This is a genomic window from Serratia sp. JSRIV006 (genome assembly GCF_019968685.1).
Taxonomy (GTDB): Bacteria; Pseudomonadota; Gammaproteobacteria; order Enterobacterales; family Enterobacteriaceae; genus Chania; species Chania fonticola_B.
Genome location: NZ_CP074137.1, coordinates 1,512,783 through 1,534,379, shown reverse-complemented (window position 1 = coordinate 1,534,379; position 21,597 = coordinate 1,512,783). Strand labels below are relative to the sequence as shown.

The window sequence follows — 21,597 nt, the reverse complement described above, 5'->3', positions numbered from 1 at the left end:
GTAAAACATGAAGATCTTAACAGGGCTAGTGATTTTCAGTGCTGTTCTCATGGCACAACCGGTATTGGCTGATGAGTCTGAGACGGATTATAATCAGGAAATCATCAAACTCAATAAACGCATTCAGCAAATAGAAAAAGAAAAGCAAGCCGCACAGGATAAACTTAAACAGCAAACCTGGCGCTTCGATACCTATATTGGTACCGAGCAGGAGATAGACAGTGACGATCGCTGGAAATATATCCGCGGGAGTGTAGCGACCTCGCCTTATGTCGGTGCCTTTATTTACCAGAATGATTCATTATGGCTGTATGACGTTCAGTTTTTGAAAACCTATCTGGATAATACGCCAGAATATGACCGCACACGTTGGCAAGCAGGCGTCACCAGAACGTTTCCATTCACTCTGGCGGGGAAAAGTGGCAACACCAAATTGCGCCTCGGTTATCGTAACGACAACTGGCATTTTCCTTCTATCAGCAACCCAGCGCTGGCAGCACCGGAATACAAAGGGGATATCCGCAAGGGCGAGGAACGGCACGAGATCTGGATCCGTCCGCAAGCCTATTACAAGTACTCTGATAGCCTGAGCTTTAATGCCAGCCTCTCCTTCCGCCTGATTGACCGCAAGTTGGATTATGCGCGGGCAAAAGGAGATTATGGGGTTTACAAACGCGACTGGAGCCAGATCAATGAGCACTTCGCGGGAGCGAACCTGACGTTTAACCAGAAAAACTCCCTCTGGCTGAACTATCTGTATATCGATGAGCAACTGGTCAATACGCTGTATAACAAGGAGCATTTCTTGTGGGCGATTTACCGTTACAAGTTCGATAGTGGCGTGATGCTAATGCCTTATACCCGCCTGGCGTTGACCAAAGGGACGCAAAGCTTCCGCGACTCCAGAAACCAGGAAACGGTTTATAAAGAGAAAGACCGAAGCCGCTACGGCTTCCAGGCAATCTATCCGTTTACCAAGCAGACGTCGCTGTTTGTCGACAGTTACTACCGCCCGGAACAAACCTGGATGAACGGTGATAAAACCAGCAACAACTTCTGGTTCTGGGCGCTGGAACTGCGGCATAACTTCTGACGGGGATTTGCCCCTATTAATGGAGGGAAACAAGGAATGAGACACCTGCTACTGACGGTATTATTCCTGTGCTCGTCGTTGGCTATCAGCGCTGGCTATGCCAGCGCTGTACCAGGCATAGTGCTAGGCGTCGATCAGGAACAAATCTATGGGCCACTGCTTAAAAATAAGCGCGTCGGCCTGATGGTTAACCAAAGCTCAATCAATAAACAGGGCCGGCACACCATCGATAAATTGCTCGCCGAGCAGGCTAAATATCAATTTACCGTGACCACACTATTCTCGGTAGAACACGGTATCCGCGGCAATGCCGATGCCGGGCTGGGTGACGATAACCATATCGATAAGCACAGCGGCCTGCCGATCGTGTCTTTGTATGGCCGGGATGAGGATGGGCGGTCTCGCGCCCATCCCACCGAGGCACAGTTAGCCAATGTCGATATCGTTATCTACGATCTGCAGGATGTGGGCGTTCGTTTCTTTACCTACACCATTTCCCTGCACCACATGCTGGAAAGCCTGCAAAAATACCATAAGAAAATGATGGTATTCGACCGGCCCAACCCGCTAGGCAGCCATGTGTATGGCCCTATTCTTGAGGAGGCAAATATCTCGGGGATTGGTATGCATCCAATACCAATGGTGCACGGGCTCACCTCGGGGGAGTTTGCCCGCATGATCACCGGCGAGGGTTGGCTGACGAATTTCAATGATACCAACTGGCAGGCCTTTGGCATCAAAGAGTATCAGTTCCCCGCTGAAGACCTGATGGTTATCAGCATGGCTAACTACCGGCATGACACCCCATATTCACTGCCAGTACGGCCATCGCCGAACCTGCGCAGCGATCTGGCTATCCAACTCTACCCTTCTTTGGGGCTGTTTGAAGCCACCAGCGTCAATATGGGCAGAGGTTCAGACCATCCATTTGAACAACTGGGTTTTCCTACGCGTCAGTTTTACATCAATACCTGCTATCAGGTGGATATCAACCAGCAGAAAACCGGCTGGCCACAGGCAGGCAAGGAAGTGTGCGGGGAGATTTTGACCGCTACTGACATCAGCCAGGTTAAACCAACGATACGTTACCTGGTCGACTGGTGGTTCAAATTCAACACTGCGGGCTATGAGATGGTGATCCCTGCGGCAAAAGAAGCGCAGTACCTGGATTATCAGGAGGAGTTCTTCTTGATACGCCCTCAGTGGCTGGCCAAGCTCACCGGCACCAGCAAACTGGTTACGCTGCTCAATGACGCAAGCGAAAGAAAACTGTCCGTTGATGAAACGGTCCAGTTCATCGAGGCCCAGTGGCAACCCGAAGTGGATAGCTATATGCAACTGCGGGAGAAATATAAGCTTTACCCTTAACGAACCTGCAATGACACAAGGGGCGTAGCATGTTACGCCCCTTACAAACTCAGCCATTATCACGTTATCAAGCTTTCCCTTTTCCAATGACTTTGACTTTTGGTGGCGGTAGTCTTTGCCACCATTTTTTTGTGAGTCACCGTTCAATGGGCGCGTCATGCCATCGAGATGAGGTTTCTATGGCCCCCTCTTATGTTCTACTCACCTTACCCTGACTCAGCGCCAGAACGGACGGCTGTAGTCTCGCTTGATATCATCCCGGCGTAGACCGATATCCTTTAGCTGATCGCTATTCAGCCTTGCTAGCGTATTGGCAGCTTTGCGCCGCTCATTCCATCGATTTGCCCATCTGTATGCTTTTAACCCTAAACGGACAAAAATATGACGGCGTTTGTTTTTTGTTCCCTCAGCTGACAAGCAGCCACCATCAATTTGATTTTCAATAACATTACTCATAATCAGCTCCCCGTCAGTCGATGAGCCTTTAGCATGATGCTTGGGTGAAAAACATTACAGATGCAAAGCCAGGCTATTATTTCCATACAGATATGTGCTAAACAGTCTGAATGGTAAAAATCAGCGCCATCTGTACTGGTCCCTCTCTCTTTATCAGGTGATATCCATGACTCGCTACCAACAATTGGCCGATATCCTTAGCCAGCGCATCAAAGAAGGGTTGTATGTGCCCGGAGAGCGGCTACCTTCCGTTCGGGTGTTGAGTGACGAGCACGGGGTAAGTATCAGCACCGTACAGCAGGCCTATCGGCAGCTCGAAGAGTGCCTGCTGATCGAAGCGCGGCCGAAATCGGGATACTTCGTGCGCTGTAGCTCAAATCTGCCAGCGTTACCCGCGCTATGCAGCCATGCACAAAGGCCGGTCGAGATCTCTCAGTGGGAAAATACGCTGGAGTTTTTGAAGGCCAGCGCGCAAGACAATGTGCTACATCTGGGCGTCGGCACGCCGGACCTGTCTGGCCCAGGCCTGAAAATACTCAGCCGTTTGCTGGCCCGTATCAGCCTGCATCAAAGCGAGGAAGTGCTGGATTACGACAGTATTTACGGCACCACGGTGCTACGTGAGCAGATTGCCCGCCTGATGCTGGACAGTGGCAATCATCAATCGGCAAACAATATCATCATTACCTCTGGCTGCCATGGTGCACTGGCTATTGCCTTAGGGGCCGTTTGCCAACCTGGCGATATTGTGGCGGTGGATTCCCCCAGCTTTCATGGCGCGATGCAAACGCTGAAAGGGATGGGGATGAAGGTGATTGAAATCCCCACCGATCCGGTGGTGGGGATCAGCCTGGAGGCGTTGGAAATGGCGCTGGATCAGTGGCCGATTAAAGCCATCCAACTGACGCCAACCTGTAATAATCCGTTGGGTTACAACATGCCGAATGAGCGCAAGAAAGCGCTGTTGACGCTGGCGCAGCGCTATGACGTGGCGATTATTGAAGACGATGTGTATGGTGCGCTGGCTTATCAATACCCACGCCCGCCGACCATTGCCTCCTTCGATGAGGATGGCCGCGTATTGCTATGTAGTTCCTTCTCTAAAACCGTTGCCCCCGGTTTGCGGGTTGGTTGGATTTCTCCAGGGCGTTACTTAGAGAAAGCGTTACATATGAAGTATATTTCCGCCGGACGGGTCCCCACCTTGCCGCAGCTGGCAATGGCTGAATTTATTAAGCAAGGACATTACCTCCAGCATTTACGCCGTATGCGCCGTCAATATCAGCGTAATCGTGACATTATGACGGGTTGGATCATGAAGTATTTCCCGCCGAATACCTGCCTGAGCAGACCGCAAGGGAGCTTTATGTTATGGGTAGAGCTGCCGTATGGGTTCGATAGCCTGCGCCTGAACCGCTGCTTGTTGCCACAGGGCATACAGATTGCCGTCGGATTTATCAGTTCTGCGGCAGGAAAATACCGCAATTGCCTACGGCTCAGCTACAGCAAGCCCATGACCCGCGAGATTGAGCATGCGATTCAAAAGGTAGGAAACACGATTTATGAATTGCTGGAGGTGGAACAGCCAGCAATAGCGGCGGAAAAGCAAAACCAATAAGCCAGTTATCAGTAGGATGCTTGGTGCCACCGGCCCACACGGCGATGGCCCATATCGTTGCTAACGATCCGAAAATGGAACTCAAGATGGTAAATATCAATAAATCGCCATCCTGAGCACCTCTTTTCTCACTGGCCATATTTCGAACATATTTCGCCCCCCAAGCTTAATAAAAGCATTCCGCCGGTGTGTATAGACTGTTTTTATCGAGATACATAAAAACTGGCTAATAGAAGTGGCATTCATACCATTAATCGTATGAGTGAGTATGGTTTTTTCTCTTTTGGTTAACTTCCCTTTTTGCAAATCTATCGAAGGTTTCTCATGCTCAAAATCTTCAGTTATCTTATCTAGAATATTTTCAATGTTCGCATAGGGATCCAGTAAAATATTTTTTTCAAAAGCAATGTTGAAGTTTGATCTATTATTTACCGGAATGACAATCAGTCGACCAGGAAGTGGGTTGCTTGAAATTAATAGCAATATTTCATTAATATAATTTGATGTATAGAAAATGTATACATCGTCACTTTTTAAATTATTTCTTGGGGTGCTATTCAACTCATGGAAGTCTATATTGCTCACTTCTCTTTCATCGTTTTGGAGATATGCTTTAAGCCCAATGAAGAAATAGTGATTTTCAGTAATGACTTTAATATTCATTGACATGTCATTAGTCCTTATGGTTTATATGTAAAATCCGTTGATATAAACACTTACCGACGGTTTGCCAAGCTCCTAAACAGTATTAATTTTTATAAAGGATGACGACGCTCGGGCTGTTTGTTATTTCGGCGTCGTCTTTTATTGTTAATAATAGCTAATGGTAAACGTCACTTTGCCATTCGCTTTGCCCGGTGTAGGCGTTGTCGCCGTTTGAATATAGCGAGCAGCCAGAGGCACACGTATCGTCGAGGTGCCGTCCTTAGGTAAAGTTACGGTTTGTTCAGCCGCAAAATTAAACAGCGTCGGCGTTTGGCTGCTCTCTCCCCAACCGAGCTGAATACCTACACCTGAAGCGGCCCCAGCTACCGTCGAATCAATGGCCATAATCCCGTTGGCGGAATCCACAACGGACGTTGCAGGGGTTAATCGCACACCAATAGTGTTATTGAGTGAGGTCGTTGAGGTGCCTGCTCCGGTATTGTAATTCATTAACAATGGCGCATTAGTCGAATTATAAAAACCGTAGAATTTAGGGCAATGAGTCAGGGCAATGGAAGCATCGATCCAGGGGGTTGTTGAATTTAATGCTCTAAAATTCTCAGCGATTGCATAAGTTCCCAATGTCACAGCGACATCCGGCGTCGTGCAGGTTTGCGCTGATACCGTGATTGACCCTTGAAAACTGAAAATCCAATTATATACCGGCAGCCCACTGGTTGCGGCGGCATTAGTGTGGCTGGTTTGTGAAACGTCCATACCCTGCGTAACGGTAGGAAAATTGGCACCACTGGCAGTGTAAATTCCGGGTGTAAGCGGGCCGGTTTTAATCAGCGCGATATTTCGTATATTGCTCTCACCTGATTGGATAAGTAGTCCACCTAATTCTGACCCAAGAAGGTTCTGCGCCTCTGCATAACGCTTGGTTGTTGTTAAGGGGGTTCCCGAGGCACTCAAGATTGCCACGCCGATACCGGGAATACCGGTTTGATAGACTCCGCCTGCATAAGGGCCCGTTGTCAGATTAGCAGAAGGCTGCGGAGTATTTGATACAAACGCTGTGGAAGTATAATAAAGGTATTTTCCAACATCCGACGCTGGCCATTTTATGGTAAAAGTCCCATCTTTCATAATCAGACTCGCCTGGTAGAGCACGGTCCCCACCGGTACATCTACACCGGCAGAAATCTGTGGCGGGCTCAAGGGAACGACTACTGTTTGGACACCGGTGTTTAACGTCACAGTCACAGCGGCCCAGTTAGCAGGGCTGGCTGTCGTTAAAAAAACTCCCCCCAGCACACCTAACAGGTTATTGATCGATAACTTCATACGTCATTCTCCCTCTTTCTGACCGGCCCCACCGGACCTATGTCAGAAAGAAAAAATAGTTGTGATGCTTCGGCGGTTAACCGTTGTCAACGACCGATTCTGTGCTGTTCTTGGCCAATTTCGACTTATGGGTACCGGGGAGGGAACCCGCAGTGCACGGGGAGGTGAATCTCTGTATCTGGCTCTGTTGTTGCCCTTTGACCATGGGCAGCAAGATATAACTGACGGTGCACTGCATCTCACCACCTTCGCCCCATTTCACCCGCAGTTGTCCCTTGTCTTCTGCTACCCGTGCGTACAGTTGCCCCCCCTGTCCAACCGACCCCACGTTATTACCGGTGCTGTCAAAAATATCCGCCCCGAACGGGACCGGCTCCCCTCGATAGGTCGCAATCACCAGGATTGGCGTGCCCTGCTTGGTGTTGTATTTCAGCCTCACCACAGCCCCGAAGTACGGCGCCACTTTCTGACTGGTATTGTCCAACTCCACATTGGCCGCAGTACCTGTCGGATCGATACTGACTTCATTCATCTGGTATGGGTTCAGGTAAGGCACCACCGCATAGCCACGTGAGTCGACACTCACCCCTGGATACGAGGAGACCTTGGCCCCTTCGGCTCCTTTAGCTTCCACCAAGGCAAAGGTGTCCGAACTGTAAGGCGTAAAGGTCACTCCTCCCGCATGCGCAATAACCGTGCCATTCATCCCGGCCGACGCACTCTGGTAACCTTTACCGGTGCTGACCGTGCCGCTCAACGCCGTAGCCGAGCTGCGGTAACTACCGCTCAGCGACCCACTGGAACCCATGCCCTGGTTGGCGTTCATCGCCGTCACGCCATAGCTAAACTGGTTATCCTGCCCTGCGGTACCGGATACCGTAGCCTGCTCGCCATAACGCCCACTGCTGTCATGCGATAAATCCATGCGTAGCTGAGGCGTGTGGGTTTCATCATTACGCCCCAACGGCAGGCTGAAACTCAGCAGATAGTTGGTCTGTGCCCCACCCAGACTGGAGAAACTGCGGTTGATACTCAGGCCATACGACAGGTTTTTGTATCGGTTGTTGTAACCCATCTGGTACTGCTTCTCAGTACCGTCTTTGTTCCAATAGTTCTGCAACGATCCGCTGACATACAGTTGGCCCCAGTTTTCTGGCAATCCTTGTGCGGCGGTGACCGTCAGGCGATTTTTCGCCCGCCAGATAGAATCCGGCGAGAACCCCTGCGCTATCGCATCGCGGGTCTGCATCGCAGTCATAAAGTCCATGTAGCCACTGGTTGAGAAGCGGTATGCCGCCAGCGTCAGGTTGCTGTTGGTTTCACTGATCAGCTTGCTGTAACTCACCTGATAGCTTTGCCCACTCAGGCTGTTACCCGGCTGATGCCGGCCACTCGCATTAGTGGCGTTACCCAAATGGGTGCGTGCCTGTGTGGCATCAAAGGCCAAGGCCCCTATCGGCGTCCCCACCGCAGCACCCAGTTGCAACGCATAGTAATCCTGGCTGGCTTGCATGCCGCCATAACCCGTAACCGAGTTGGTCAATCCAAGCTGGTAGGTTGCCTGGTAAAGCGCAGGTTTCTCACGCAGGTTATCGCTGCGTACTTCACCCGCAGTGATCGAATACCGTGATGAACCTGGGCGTAAGAGCTGTGCGACCGAGGCATACGGCACGCTGAAAGTCTGCTCGGTGCCGTCTGACTCACGCACGGTGACGACCAGATCCCCACCGTACCCGGTCGGGTACAGATCGTTGATCAGAAACTCGCCGGGGGTAACGTTGGTCTCATACAGCACCTGCCCCCCCTGGCGTACGGTGACACGAGCGTTGGTGCGGGCAATGCCACGGATATCCGGCGCGTAACCACGCAGGGACTCCGGCAACATCCGATCGTCGGTCGTCAGTTGAATGCCGGTAAACGGCAGCGTATCGAACAGTTGTCCGGTGGTGTTCGACTGCCCCATCAGCACGCGCGCCTTGAGCTGCGGAATATCGCGCTGCAGATAAGTATTGAGGCTGGTGTACTGGCTCTCACCGTTGTCCGTCCGGGTGTAAGAGCCGTTATGGCGCAGGTACCAGGCCCCGACGTTCACCCCGGCATTCACCCCGGCATACATAGAATTAAAGGTGCTACCATGCGACTCACTGGTGTAACCATTGACGTTGTAGCCCAGCAATAATGCCGGTACACCACTGTCCCACAGTTCCGGATTCACGGTGCCCCGGGCCGTACTCAGCGTGTAAGCCTGTGGGATCATGATATCCAGACGCTGTTCATTACTGTCATAATTAACTTTGGACTCCGGCAGTTTACGCACCAGATCCATACATAATTCGCCCTGGCCTTGCGGACCTAAAAAATCCGCCGGCAGCCTATCATAATTGAATGGTATATTTTTAATCAGCTCGCGGGTCAGGCAGGGATACACAGATTTGTCCGCCCGTGCCTTGAATTCAATATCGGTATTACTGACAAGTTGATTGTTAATGTATAAAGCAGTTTTATATACCCCAGGCAATCCCGTAGACCCATTGGCAAAACGGCTAAGATCCACTGACTTCTGATCGTCAACATTCAGGAATGAAGCATCAAACTCCAGATTTTTTGCGATCTCGGTCGGAGGGTTAATGGAATTTTCAGCACTGGCGCCACCCACGATAAACGTCGATAAGATAGCCATCGCGAGAGGGGTTAATTTTCTCTGGGATCCATACTGCAAATTTTTTGACATAACGCATCCCTTCATAACTCATTCCTGAATAGTGACAATCCTGTCACGCCGAATAGAGTATTTATGCAGCGAAACTATTATTTAATGATGGCATTGAAAGAATTAACTGCACCGTAGTCATTAACAAAATTCCCTGTCACGTTATTGCCCGCCTTCACTGGCAACGTAAATGTCTGTGTTCCATGCGGGGCCACCATCTCACCTTCCACCGTTTTCCCATTCACCGTAATGCTCGCAAAGGAGACATGATAAGGGGTTGGATTGATGGCCTGAAGGCTATTTCCTTTTGCACTCCAGGTGACAGCTTTGACGGCATCATTGGCGTTCCCCACCAACCCGACGGGCCGGTAGAACAGCTTGATGCGCGAGCGGAACGCCATCTGCAACAAATTATCCTCGGCTTTGGCCATTTTTTTGGCCGGTATCTCGAGCACGTTGAGCCAGAATACCGATTCTCTGTCCATCGGCAATGCACCGCCGGTGTAGCTGATACGCAAGGTCTGGCCTTTGCTGGGTTCCACACGGTTCATTGGCGGGGTTAACACAAAAGGTACCTGAATAGCGGCGGGTTTGGCCGCGGTATCGCCAGTATCGATCCAGCTTTGTATCAGCACAGGAGAAGGGCCGACATTGTTGAGTTTGACACTCACCTCTTTTGCATCAGACGGATAGATCACCCGAGTGCCGGTGATCACCACACTGGCCAGGCTGCTGGTCGTAAACAGGGCTACGGCTACCAGACAGAAGGCATGGGCGGTGTTCCGGGGAAAAAACGACATGATAAGCTCCTTGCTGACATGCTGAATGGGGGAGGGTTTCCCCTCCCACCAACGTATTACTTGTACTGAATGGAATAAACAACGTTACTCAGTACGGTACCCGCAGTGGTTGCACCGTCTGCATAGTACTCCACGGCATATGGCAGGTTGGCCGTACCCGCAGTCAGGTCATATGGAACATAAGTGGTATTCAGTCTCTGGTTCTGGTTACCCGCCTGGATCACAGCTTGAGTGGAGCTTGAGCCGTCACGCAGTTGCAGGCTGACATTACTCGCCGTACCGCCCATGTTTTTCAGGTGGCCGGTCACCAGATCAACAGAAGTTCCTGCTTCGAAGAAGGCAGAAACCGTCTGCAAGGTACCTGCGCAATTGCTCAGTGCCATGTTGAAGCCTGTACGTCCTGCGGTCTGGGCAGCGGCTGTCAATTGGTTGATCCCGATGGTTGGCAATTTCACGGTTGCGTCTGCCGCTTGACCATCAACAATAACGTCGCAGGTTGTTGCCGTCAGTTCACCATTGAATGTGATAGTCCCAGTAGAAGCAGCCTGAGCCAGGCCAACAGAGCCAAATAAAGCGACGAGAGATGCAACGATTGTTAACTTTTTCATATATATTCCTACATACCTTGTGTTGTTAAACCATTCTAATGTCCATTAGAATGACGGGGTCATCCATGTGATATGGATATATCTATATATGCTTTATCAATTACAGGAGAAACTCATTCGATAATTAAAGACTTGACCCTTTCATTATCTACAGAGTAGCCGATACCACGCACGTTGATTATCAGATTATCACGAAGACCAATTGATAACAGCTTGCTTTTTAGCTTTTTAATTTCTTGCCAAAGTCGTTGATTAGATGATGATAGACCAAACTCATCCCAAACGTTTCTCATAATGTTATTTTTGCTGATGACTTCTATTCTTCTATTCTTAAGTAAAAATGCTAATAATCGGGTTTGCATTTCATTCAAAAGAACAAGCCTGAAAGACAATGGGCGTTCCTCATCTTCATTGATGAAATACATCAGCCTTCTGTGATTTACATTGAAGTAAATATCTTCATCGATTAGGAATCCATGCAAATTATCTTCCATAACTATCTCGGCTAATTTTTAGATTTTAAAAACCACCCATAATGTGGAGCTATTATAGCTGCAAATTGGCGTATAACAATCCATTCTAAATAATGAAAATCCCATCCATTAAAAATGGAAATCGAGATTTTATTTTTAAAAAACCATGAATAACAGAGTTTATATCTACTTAATTTTTAAAAATGAATCTTTCAACCAATTTCACTTATTCCGTTTTATTAGCCAAATATATTGAATGTACAATCTTATCGGATTTTTCTGCCATAGCGTTGAATTTTATAATATTATTCATATAGATACACCAATTTCATCATTAGGATTTATCTAACACCACCTCCGTCAAAATGAGCAAAATTGCGCATCATGTCGCTATACAGTCCGTGATGGACCAGTAATTTTTGGCGCCTGAATAGCCCGTTAATGAACGGACTACGTTTGGCCATGATCCTGTCTAGCCCCGTACGGCCGTTGTGCTGGGATATTAAGAGCCGGGCGTTGACCCGAGCAGCCGTTATCTCAGTATCTGAACGTTTGTGACAAGGTCAAAAAACGGACATGCACCTTTCTCAACGACTACACTTGTAAAATTGGTTTGATCGCGTGTGTTCTCTTGATGTTGCGTTGTTTACGAACAACGTTCTCCCTACGATCCCACTAACGGACTTGGTATGAAGATTGAAATTCTTAAACAGGCGGTTATGGATTCGCGAGACGGCATCACCATCTCTGACAATGCCATAGACGACAATCCTTTGATTTTTGTAAACCCGGCTTTCGAGAGAATGACCGGCTACTCCTTCGAAGAAATTACCAACATCAACTGCCGATACCTACAAAATAACGATCGGGAACAGCCAGAGCTGGAGATTGTGCGCAACGCCGTTAAAAATGGCGAGTACTGTCTGGTAACCTTGCGAAACTACCGCAAGGATGGAACCATGTTTTGGAATGAGTTAAGCATATCGCCAATTCATGATGAGAGTGGGGCTGTAACCAATTTTATCGGGATCCAAAAAGACGTAACACCAAGAATGATAATTCAGCAACAGCTTCGTGATGAGCATCGGTCCCTCGAGGAAATGAAAATACACTTCGAGCAACTCTCCATAAAGGATGGACTCACCGGGATTTATAATCGTCGCTTTTTTGATACGCAGTTCGACATTCAATGCAAAATTGCCATCCGTAATGGTGACTCATTGATGCTCGCCATGATTGATGTCGATCACTTCAAATCATTCAATGATATTTATGGGCATCAGGCAGGCGATGCAGCGCTAATACGTGTCGCTGATTGCTTGAGTCAGTCTTTCAAGCGGGGGTCTGATTTTGTAGCCAGGTATGGCGGCGAAGAATTTGTCATTCTCTCCAATGGGATGACCAAAGACCAGGCAACGCTGTATGTGCAGACGCTATGCCAACTCGTACGGGATTTGAGAATACCGCACTCCGCATCCAGCACTGGGTACTTGACTATAAGCATCGGTTTTTCAGTTCATACATTTGGCCAACTGCCCTCGCCTAACGTACTACTGACACATGCCGATAAAGCGCTTTACGTAGCTAAAGCCCGGGGCAAAGATCAGTTTTTCAGCCTTTAGATTCTGTACAAAAATCTGTGGGGCATGGAGATGAACTGGAGAGCCACGGCATATTGCCAACGCTACCGGGGTTTTACGTTCACCTTCAAGGATCCTGTCGTGTCGGGGCTTGATGGGGAGGTCCTGAGAGGCAGACCGGGAACAGTTAAATAGATGAATATATTGAAAAAATTAGGAAATAATTACAGTAATATGTTCATGGGATACTGACCATACTACCTGGGATCGCTCAGCCCACAGGGAGAGGGAACAAACTTTAAAAACGGCAATTGGCGTTGCCATTTGGCGTCTACCTCCACTCGATTGATTTTTCAGCGAAAAAAAGGTACTTTCTTACCTGAACTTCAGCGTGGACGGTCCTTTATTATGCCTATTATTCAGTCTGTTGAACGTGCCTTACAGATCCTCGACCTGTTTAACGAACAGGCGACGGAGTTGAAGATCACTGACATCAGTCAACAGATGGGGCTGAGCAAAAGTACGCTCCACTCGCTGCTCAAAACACTACAGCTGCACGGCTACATCGATCAGAACCCCGAAAACAGCAAATATCGCCTCGGCATGAAGCTCGTGGAGCGCGGCCATTTTGTGGTCAGCTCCATGGATATTCGCCAGAAGGCAAAGAGCTGGCTGACGGATCTGTCGCAACGCACCGGGCAGACCACCCATCTGGGCATTCTCGACGGGCGTGAAGGCGTCTATATAGAGAAGATCGAAGGTAAGCTGGCGGCGATTGCCTATTCCCGTATTGGCCGTCGTTTGCCCGTCCATGCCACCGCCATCGGCAAAGTGTTGATCGCCTGGCTTAACGACGCCGATCTCAACGCGCTGCTCGAAGGCTATCAGTACACCCCATTCACTCCAGCGACGATAACGTCACACGAGGCGCTACTAGCCGCGCTGGCGCAAACACGCATGCAAGGTTACGCCCTGGACAGCGAAGAGAACGAACAAGGCGTGCGCTGCGTATCTGTCCCTGTTTGGAATCATGAATCCCGCGTGATTGCGGCGCTGAGTCTGTCGACCTTAACCTCGCGGGTGGATGATGACGAATTGGCCAGCTTCCGGGGAATGCTGGAAGAGGCCGGGCTGCAGCTCTCAAGAACGCTGGGCTACCCGGCCTGAAGGCTTATGCCGTGACAGGCGTATAGCTAAAGTAATCAAAGTCCGCATAGCAACCGTCACCGCTGATGTCTTCGCAGTGCAGCCCGACAAACGCCCCCGTAAAGAATCCGCGGCCGCCGATATAATCATCCGACAATTTCCACGCCTCATAGGTGACGTTCACGGTCTGCCACTGCTCACCATCAAACGAATAGCTATAGCGATACACTAGATTCTCGACGTCAACGCGCAGCCACACACTCTGCGCGTCGTCCGGCACGAGGATCGGCTGCTCGTGAAGCGGCCACGACGGAACGTTGTGATCGAGCTGGATCACCTTCAGCGTTCTGCCCCGCCCTTCCTCGAAATCGACAAAGCAGTAGCTCCAGTTTTTGCTGTTGTAGTAGCAGGTTAACCCCGCGCTCTGCTGGAAGTGTCGTGGGGCGAACTCCATGCGAGTCTCGGCACGAAAGGCATTATGCTGCCAGCGCCGCGCCACGGTGGATTGGGTAAAGGTCGAGTTGAGGGAATCATTGCCGTACAGGCGCAAAAAGCCCGACCGTGCACTCAGCGACCCCAGGGAGTCGTCGAACGGAATACGCAACGTTTGCAACTCCGGGTTGAGCGTTGATGTTTCAAAATCATCGCGCCAGTTTGCCGTTAGGACGGTTTGACTCTCTGGCATCTGTGGCCCAGGCACGTTAACCTGCGCATGTTTGCCGCCTTCAACGTACGGCCAGCCGTCGCGCCAGATGATGCGCGCGATCCCCGTTTCACGCCCCAGCGGGCAGTATCCACGTCCGCCAGAGGCCAGCAGCGGGACGCCCGGCAAACGCTGTGGTCTACTGGTGAGATATGCCATATACCACTCGCCGGTGTGCGTCTCCAGCAGCGAGCCATGCCCGCTCTTTTGCAGCGGATTTTCTGGCAGATGCCAGCTGGTCATCATTGTCACGTCCGGGTGTAGCTCGTACAGGCCGTCGAGGTTTTTTGATCGCAACACTACGACCGCATGCTCATAGCTGGTGCCGCCCTCCGCCACTACCAGGTAATACCACCCCTCTTTACGATAAAGATGCGCGCCTTCCGTATAGCACAGTGGCGTACCGGTAAACAGGGTTTTGCGCTCAGGCGATAACCGCTGCGTCTGCGGGAAATATTCCTGCATCACAATCGTATTGTGCGGATTGCTGTGGTGGCGCGGCCCCCACGGGCGGTAAATGTAGTATTTACGGCCATCGTCATCATGGAACATTGACGGGTCAAACCCACCGTTGCCCATCGGGATCGGCTCGCTCCACGGCCCTTCGATGGAGGGTGCTGTGACCAGGAAGTTCTTGCCATTCTTCCAGGGTGAATCGACGATTTTCACGTCCGTATAGAGCAGCCAGAACTGCCCGTCGGCGTAGCTAAGACAGGGTGCCCAAATGCCGCCGGAATCGGGATTACCTTTCATATCCAGCATCGACACTCGATCCAGCGGCGTGCTGACCAGCGACCAATTTTTCAAATCGCGGGAATGATAAATCCGCACGCCGGGAAACCACTCAAAGGTGGACGTGGCGATGTAGTAATCCTCGCCCTGACGGCACAGAGACGGATCCGGGTTGAATCCGCTCAGGATCGGGTTAGTGATGGTGTACATATTGCCTCCTTCTTAATGGGATACCGCCGTCGCCGCAGTGGGAAGACCCTCGCCCTGCGCCGCACGGTGTTTAAGCAGTTGCTTGCTGATGGCCTGAACGCGGTCATCGCTGAGTTTGTAGAGCGAGAGCATGATGAACATGCCGACATAGAGCACCACCGGCACCACGCAGAACAGGGTCTTGATAGTGGTCAGCACTTCAATGGGCTGCACGCTGCTACTGGCGGAGTAATTCACATAGGCGAGGATCCAGCCGACTACCGCGCCACCGATCGCCAGGCCGATTTTCAGGCTGAACAGATAGGTGGAGAACACCAACCCGTCCAGACGGCGGCCGCTACGGCTCTCTTCGTAATCCACGACGTCGGACGCCATCAGCCATTGCAGCGGCGTGGTGGTATTAAAGACAAACAGGAATAGGATGTTGAGCGCGAAAATCAGCGCGATGTATTCGACCGGCGTGATGAAAATCAGCAGGCTGATTAGGGAGTAGGCGACGATAATCCATTTAAAGGCTTTCACGCGGTCGAAGCGGCCTAACAACCGGGACGAACAGAGCGAGCCAAACATGGTGGCGATACTGCCGTAGAGTAAGAACTGGGTCGCCATCTCCGGGTGATCCATCACGTATTTCACAAAATAGAGCGTTGCCCCGCCGCGCACCACGTTAGAGCAGGTCGCCATCATTTTGAATGCACACATGATCCGCCACTGGCTATTGCCCCACAGCAGTTTCAGATCTTTCGACACTGACGAGCCCGGCTGCACCTCAAAGGTGTAGCGCTCTTTGGTGGTAAAGAAGCAGACGTACAGCAGCACCACACCGCTTAGCCCCAGCACGAACATCGCGCCAAAGTAGCCCAGTTGCTCATTCCCCTTGCCGATGATCCCCACCAGCGGCAGCGCAATACCGCTGATCGCCAGCGATCCGGCGGCAGCAAGGAAAAAGCGCCACGACTGAAGCTGATGACGCTCTTTCGGATCGGCCGTGATGACGCCAGGCATGGCGCAGTATGGAACATTGACAAAGGTGTATACCAGCGTCAGCAAAATATAGGTGACACAGGCGTAAATGATTTTGCCGTTGGCGGAAAAGTCCGGCGTATAGAACGTCAGCATACAGACCACACCAAACGGGATCGCCCCCCACAACAGGAATGGGCGGAACTGGCCGTGGCGCGTACGGGTGCGGTCCACCAGCAATCCCATCAGCGGATCGGTCACGGCATCGAGTATGCGCGACACTAAAAACAGTGTCCCCATAATGCCAGCGGATAAGCCAAACACATCGGTATAAAAATAGGCCAGCAGGAACATGGTGGCCTGCCAGACAAAGCCGCAGGCGGTATCACCCAGCCCGTAGCCAATTTTATCTTTCATGGTTAATTGCATTATTACCCCCAAGTGGAAATGTGCAAACGTCAGGGACCTGTTCCAGGCAAAAGCAATACCTGATGTATCGTCAGGAATACACCCTTTTCTCGCGTGCTGATATGGCTATTTCGTGTTAATTGAGTGTAAGTAAACGATCGTTAAACCAGCAATAATCATATCTTGTTTATGAATTATGATATTTTGCTTTTGTGATAATCGTCGTTATATTACTGAAAGTTAAATATTGCTTTAGCCTTTATTTTTAGCGGGCTATAAAAACAATGTGCGAGTAAATATCGCTATATTATAGGCGTAATAAAACTGCCCGCGAAACATTATCGCAGGCAGCAGTTTTTATTTTACCATTCACATGCCAAGTGCTTTTTTTCCGGCGTTAATAACCTCTATGATTTTATCGGTATCATAAATGCAGCCTTTCCAGGTACCGCCGCTAATCGACTGCAAAGCGGCCCACAGTCGCGTATCGTCCGGTAAGAAATCATGCGCGTGTAATTCCGGGTGCGGTGCTCTACGTGCCAGTTCTGCTGCACCTTCTTCCGAGGTCAGTGGATGTTGGGCTGTGCCGATGAAATTCACCCGGCCAGTTAAAGAAAGCCTGTCCACCTCTAACTCAATGATGTCATTATCGCGTAGCTTACCAATCGGCCCGCCAGCCAGCGCCTCGGGGGCCACGTGACCAAAACACGCACCTGTCGACACGCCAGAGAAACGTGCGTCGGTGATCAGCGAAACTGTTTTACCCCAGGAAACATGCTTTAACGCCGAGGTCAGCTGGTAAGTCTCTTCCATCCCGGTGCCGGACGGGCCTCCGCCGATGACGACCATGATATCACCGCTATCGATCTCACCGTTTTTGATGGCCGTGATCGCCCGCGCTTCGGAAACAAACACTCGCGCTCGACCCGTATGACGATAAACGCCGTCTGCGCCCACCACAGACGGATCGATGGCCGTCGCCTTGATCACCGATCCTTCCGGCGCGATATTCCCCACCGGGAAAGCGACCGTTGAGGTCAGCCCGCGGGCTTTGGCCCGTTCCGGTGGGAGGATGACATCATCAGGATCGACACTGTCCTGCTCGCGCAAACACTGACGGAAACGCTCGCGGCGCTCGGACGCCTGCCACCAGTCGAGATTTTCCCCTACCGTCTGGCCCGTCACCGTCATGGCATCCAGATGCAACAGGCCGAGATCGCGCAGGTGGAGCATCACTTCCGGCACGCCGCCCGCGAGGAACGCACGCACTGTCGGGTGATAGTCAGGCCCATTCGGCAACACGCTCACCAAGCGCGGAACCTTAAGGTTGATGCGCGTCCAGTGGTCGACATCCGGGATCGTACATCCCGCTGCATGGGCGATAGCAGGAATGTGCAGCAGCAAGTTGGTCGAGCCACCGAACGCGGCGTGGATCACCATCGCGTTTTCAATCGCTTTATCGGTGAGGATATCGCGCGTGGTGATCCCGCGATCGTCCAACTGCGCCACCGCGCGAGCCGACTGGCGGGAGATCTCCAACCATACATCCTGCCCAGACGGGGCTAGTGCCGAATGCGGCAACGCCAGCCCGAGCGCTTCGGCCACCACCTGAGAGGTTCCAGCGGTGCCTAAAAACTGACAGCCGCCGCCCGGCGATGCACAGGCGCGACAGCCCAGTTCAGCGGCCTCCTGTAACGAGAGTTCATGATTGGCGTAGCGCGCGCCAATGGTCTGCACCTTTCCGGCATCTTCGCCAAACGTCGGCGGCAGCGTCGCGCCGCCCGGCACCAGAATGGTCGGCAGATGGTGCATGGAGGCCAGTGCAATCATGGTCGCGGGCAGACCTTTGTCGCAGGTAGCAACACCAATCACCGCACGGCGCGTGGGTAACGAGCGAATAAGACGACGGAAGACGATAGCGGCGTCGTTACGATACGGTAGAGAATCGAACATCCCGTGCGTCCCCTGCGAGCGCCCGTCGCAAGGATCGCTGACAAACGCCGCAAACGGAATGCCGCCGTTACGGGTGATCTCTTTTGCCGCCGCCTGCATTTGCAGGCCGATTTCCCAATGTCCGGTGTGATACCCGAGCGCCACCGGGCGACCATCGCCCGCGCGGATCCCGCCCTGAGTACCAATAATAAGCACCTCTTTACCGGTGAGTTTATTGGCGTCCCAACCCATTCCGGCGTTCTGCGTCATGCCAAACAGATTGCCACTCGGGGATTCCATCAGCATTTGCGGCGTCAGCGGCAGCGCGCCCTGCGGGCCGGCCGCATGGGTCGTGACCGAATAAAAGGCATCGTTCTGCGGGGTGAAAATAGTCTCTATCGCCATATTATCCTTCCGATTCAGCAGAGTTTCAGCTGTTGCAGCAGGGCTTTCAGTTGCGTCTTGCGCGACTCATCCAGCGGGCTCGCAGGCGGTAGCACATGAGTCGAAACCGGTCGTCCGCACAGCGAAATCGCCTCTTTAATCACGTTCACAAATGGCGTATCGAGCTGATACATCTGCGGAATTTGCAGCATTGTCTGGTGATATTTGGCGGCCTGAGCCAGATCCCCATCGCGGAATGCCTGCAGCAGTTTGACGGATACCTGCGGCGCGAAGTTTCCGCTTGCCGAGATCGCCCCGTCACCGCCCAGCAGCAACGTGTTGAACAGGTGATCGTCGAACCCGCACAGCACCGAAAAGTGGGGATGCGCCGCCTTCACGATCTGGATCATGCTGCGCAGATGGGCCACGGAGTCGATGGTATCTTTAATACCCACGATGTTCCCGCGCGAATCGGCCAGCGTTTTGACCAGCGCGGGCGTCAAGTCCTGACCGGTTAGCGCCGGAAAGTTATAGAGGATCACAGGGAGCGTTACGCTGTCCGCCACCTGCTGGTAATAGCGGATCAGGTTCTCTTCAGACACTTTCCAGTAATACGGGTTAATCACCACAATGCCATCCGCACCCGCGCGCTGCGCATGCTGGCTCAGTTCAATGGTTTCCCGTGCGTTAGTGCCGCCGGTCCCCATCAGAACCGGCACCCGGCGATCCACATAAGCAACGGCAAATTCGGCGATCGCTTTACGCTCTTCGGCGTTGAGCTGGGAGAACTCGCCTCCGCTGCCTAAAAAGAACAGTCCATCGACACCGGCGTTAATCATGTCGTCGATAAGCGCGCCGGTGCCCTGTTTATCTAATTGGCCATCGGCGTGAAAAATGGTGGAGACAGGCGGAATAATCCCCGAGAACTGCGCGGTATGCTGCATGAGATCTCCTTGCTGATGCATTTTGTTCTATATTATAGAACTGCGTTCATTAATTTAGCTCTCATACTATGCCGCGATGCGCGCAGAGGTAAACCGGGAAAAATCAGCAAGAGGCAATTTTTTAGACTGGATCACGAAACGATGAAACGAAGTTCAAAAGTTGTAGCCCGGAAGCGAGCGCCACCGGGCGGGAGAAATTAGCACGCCACTATTTTCACAACCATTTTACGCATCTTCCGCGGGAGTCCGCACAGCAGCTTACGGATGTGAATCCTATTGCAAAAAAAACCGCGTCGCCTGGTTTGCCAGGCTCAGCCACGCGAACTTTTGCAAATGTAGTCATACAGGCGCTGGGTATCCGCCAGTGAACAGAGCCGCGTTCCAAGATTAAGCGTGGCTGCACTGCCTGCTGCAACGCCGAACCGAACCATATCCACCAGCTCTGCCCCGTTCGCCAATTTCAGCACCATCGCGCCTACCATGCTGTCACCTGCCCCGACGGTGCTAAGTTTCTTCACCGGTGGCGGGACTATCTGTATACAGGTATCACTATCAACCGCGAGAGCCCCTTGAGGGCCGAGTGATACAATAACCCGCTCAGCTCCGCCCTGTTGTACCAACGCCTTAGCGGCAGCCCGGACATCATCAGGATGCTCCAATGACCGCCCGATAAGCGCAGACAGTTCATTCTGATTCGGTTTTACCAAAGCCAGCCCCCCTACATCCAGGCAGGCCTGTAAAGCATCCCCGGAACTGTCGACGATACACTGCAATCCCATGGCTTGCGCCTGCTTAATCAGGTCGGTTAATTTTGCCAGCGTGGTGCCCGGTGGCAAGCTGCCACTCACCACCAGAATCGAACCATGGGGGATCTTCTGCACCTTCAACAGAATCTGGTCAAACTCGGCATCAGTAACCCTTGCCCCTGGCATAACAAAACGAAACTGTTCACCGCTATTATCCACATGGACATGCAGGTTCTGCCTTGTCCAGTCCTGAGCTTTCAGGGTTTCTGTAACAATGCCCTCCCGATCAAGCAACTCTTTTAAATGCTCACCCGTTGGCCCGCCAATGGGAAAGATCGCACTGGCTTGCCCACCAAGATAAACAACGGCACGGGCAACATTGATACCGCCCCCACCAGGTTCAAAAATGGGGGTGGTGCAGCGCAGTTTCCCTTCAGGGTAGATCTTGGGAGTGGTCGTCGCACTATCGAGAGAAGGAGAAAGTGTTAAAGTAAAAATCTGAGTCATGATGGTCAAATCCTCTTTTTCTGATTTTACTTTGTCGATTAGGTTGAGGAAGAAAAGGGAAAATATGGGTCATGCACCGCGACTGGGAGCATTTACCCAAGCCAGAATATACCCGTACACCACAAGTATATACCCTAGTTGTCTTGAGCCTCAGGTGGGCGGGAAACGATGTTTGAAGAGGTGATATCAGCATCTCTTATCGGATCCATTAGAGTAAAAATTTC

17 protein-coding genes are annotated in these 21,597 nt (G+C 51.5%); 5 read left to right on the top strand and 12 right to left on the bottom strand.

Translation table 11 applies throughout. From position 1 onward, the window contains the following. Nucleotides 1–7 precede the first annotated feature (7 nt). Nucleotides 8–1,093, top strand: a complete 1,086-nt coding sequence (locus KGP16_RS07045) for a hypothetical protein (protein ID WP_223501072.1) — start codon at nucleotides 8–10, stop codon at nucleotides 1,091–1,093. A 36-nt stretch (nucleotides 1,094–1,129) separates the two neighbouring features. Next, nucleotides 1,130–2,461, top strand: coding sequence for an exo-beta-N-acetylmuramidase NamZ domain-containing protein (locus KGP16_RS07040; protein ID WP_223501071.1), 1,332 nt, complete (start codon nucleotides 1,130–1,132; stop codon nucleotides 2,459–2,461). Between the two features lie 216 nt (nucleotides 2,462–2,677). Here the strand turns inward: KGP16_RS07040 and KGP16_RS07035 are convergent, their stop codons facing one another. After that, entirely contained in the window at nucleotides 2,678–2,917 is a 240-nt protein-coding gene (locus KGP16_RS07035) for a DUF1127 domain-containing protein (RefSeq protein WP_094981151.1), read from the bottom strand. A gap of 166 nt (nucleotides 2,918–3,083) precedes the next feature. Here KGP16_RS07035 and KGP16_RS07030 point away from each other — a divergent pair, with 166 nt between their 5' ends. After that, complete coding sequence (locus tag KGP16_RS07030; protein ID WP_223501070.1) at nucleotides 3,084–4,535, top strand: PLP-dependent aminotransferase family protein; 1,452 nt, start codon at nucleotides 3,084–3,086, stop codon at nucleotides 4,533–4,535. A 96-nt stretch (nucleotides 4,536–4,631) separates the two neighbouring features. On the opposite strand, the gene KGP16_RS07025 is transcribed toward KGP16_RS07030, so the two are convergent. The 6 genes from KGP16_RS07025 to KGP16_RS07000 all read right to left on the bottom strand — a co-directional run bounded on the left by KGP16_RS07025 (nucleotide 4,632) and on the right by KGP16_RS07000 (nucleotide 11,139). Continuing rightward, nucleotides 4,632–5,204 (bottom strand): helix-turn-helix transcriptional regulator, encoded by a 573-nt coding sequence (locus KGP16_RS07025; RefSeq protein WP_218519739.1) that lies wholly within the window; start codon nucleotides 5,202–5,204, stop codon nucleotides 4,632–4,634. Nucleotides 5,205–5,345: 141 nt separating this feature from the next. Continuing rightward, entirely contained in the window at nucleotides 5,346–6,527 is a 1,182-nt protein-coding gene (locus KGP16_RS07020; protein ID WP_021805392.1) for a fimbrial protein, read from the bottom strand. A gap of 76 nt (nucleotides 6,528–6,603) precedes the next feature. Then, the gene (locus KGP16_RS07015; protein WP_371822679.1) at nucleotides 6,604–9,258 is read right to left on the bottom strand and encodes a fimbria/pilus outer membrane usher protein; all 2,655 of its coding nucleotides are present in this window, start codon (nucleotides 9,256–9,258) and stop codon (nucleotides 6,604–6,606) included. A 77-nt stretch (nucleotides 9,259–9,335) separates the two neighbouring features. Next, complete coding sequence (locus KGP16_RS07010) at nucleotides 9,336–10,037, bottom strand: fimbria/pilus periplasmic chaperone (protein WP_021805395.1); 702 nt, start codon at nucleotides 10,035–10,037, stop codon at nucleotides 9,336–9,338. A gap of 56 nt (nucleotides 10,038–10,093) precedes the next feature. Beyond that, entirely contained in the window at nucleotides 10,094–10,645 is a 552-nt protein-coding gene (locus tag KGP16_RS07005) for a fimbrial protein (RefSeq protein WP_021805396.1), read from the bottom strand. Nucleotides 10,646–10,758: 113 nt separating this feature from the next. After that, nucleotides 10,759–11,139 carry a helix-turn-helix domain-containing protein gene (locus tag KGP16_RS07000; RefSeq protein ID WP_080670578.1) on the bottom strand — a complete coding sequence of 127 codons (381 nt, stop codon included), beginning with the start codon at nucleotides 11,137–11,139 and terminating at the stop codon, nucleotides 10,759–10,761. 668 nt (nucleotides 11,140–11,807) lie between these two features. Here KGP16_RS07000 and KGP16_RS06995 point away from each other — a divergent pair. Together KGP16_RS06995 and KGP16_RS06990 are read left to right on the top strand one after the other, a co-directional pair. Then, complete coding sequence (locus tag KGP16_RS06995) at nucleotides 11,808–12,740, top strand: GGDEF domain-containing protein (RefSeq protein WP_059200094.1); 933 nt, start codon at nucleotides 11,808–11,810, stop codon at nucleotides 12,738–12,740. Between the two features lie 366 nt (nucleotides 12,741–13,106). Continuing rightward, complete coding sequence (locus KGP16_RS06990; protein WP_179252194.1) at nucleotides 13,107–13,865, top strand: IclR family transcriptional regulator; 759 nt, start codon at nucleotides 13,107–13,109, stop codon at nucleotides 13,863–13,865. Between the two features lie 4 nt (nucleotides 13,866–13,869). Here KGP16_RS06990 and KGP16_RS06985 read toward each other — a convergent pair whose 3' ends face one another. From KGP16_RS06985 to pfkB, 5 genes are all read right to left on the bottom strand, one after another. Continuing rightward, nucleotides 13,870–15,489, bottom strand: coding sequence for a glycoside hydrolase family 43 protein (locus tag KGP16_RS06985; RefSeq protein ID WP_223501069.1), 1,620 nt, complete (start codon nucleotides 15,487–15,489; stop codon nucleotides 13,870–13,872). Nucleotides 15,490–15,501: 12 nt separating this feature from the next. Next, entirely contained in the window at nucleotides 15,502–16,884 is a 1,383-nt protein-coding gene (locus KGP16_RS06980) for a glycoside-pentoside-hexuronide (GPH):cation symporter (protein ID WP_155621805.1), read from the bottom strand. Nucleotides 16,885–17,229: 345 nt separating this feature from the next. Continuing rightward, a complete protein-coding gene (locus tag KGP16_RS06975; protein ID WP_179252196.1) occupies nucleotides 17,230–19,197 on the bottom strand; it encodes a YjhG/YagF family D-xylonate dehydratase in 1,968 nt (655 codons plus the stop codon). Nucleotides 19,198–19,211: 14 nt separating this feature from the next. Beyond that, nucleotides 19,212–20,120 (bottom strand): dihydrodipicolinate synthase family protein, encoded by a 909-nt coding sequence (locus KGP16_RS06970; protein WP_223501068.1) that lies wholly within the window; start codon nucleotides 20,118–20,120, stop codon nucleotides 19,212–19,214. Between the two features lie 311 nt (nucleotides 20,121–20,431). Then, on the bottom strand, nucleotides 20,432–21,373 hold the full coding sequence (gene pfkB / locus KGP16_RS06965) for a 6-phosphofructokinase II (RefSeq protein ID WP_223501067.1): 942 nt from the start codon (nucleotides 21,371–21,373) through the stop codon (nucleotides 20,432–20,434). Between the last annotated feature and the right edge of the window lie 224 nt (nucleotides 21,374–21,597).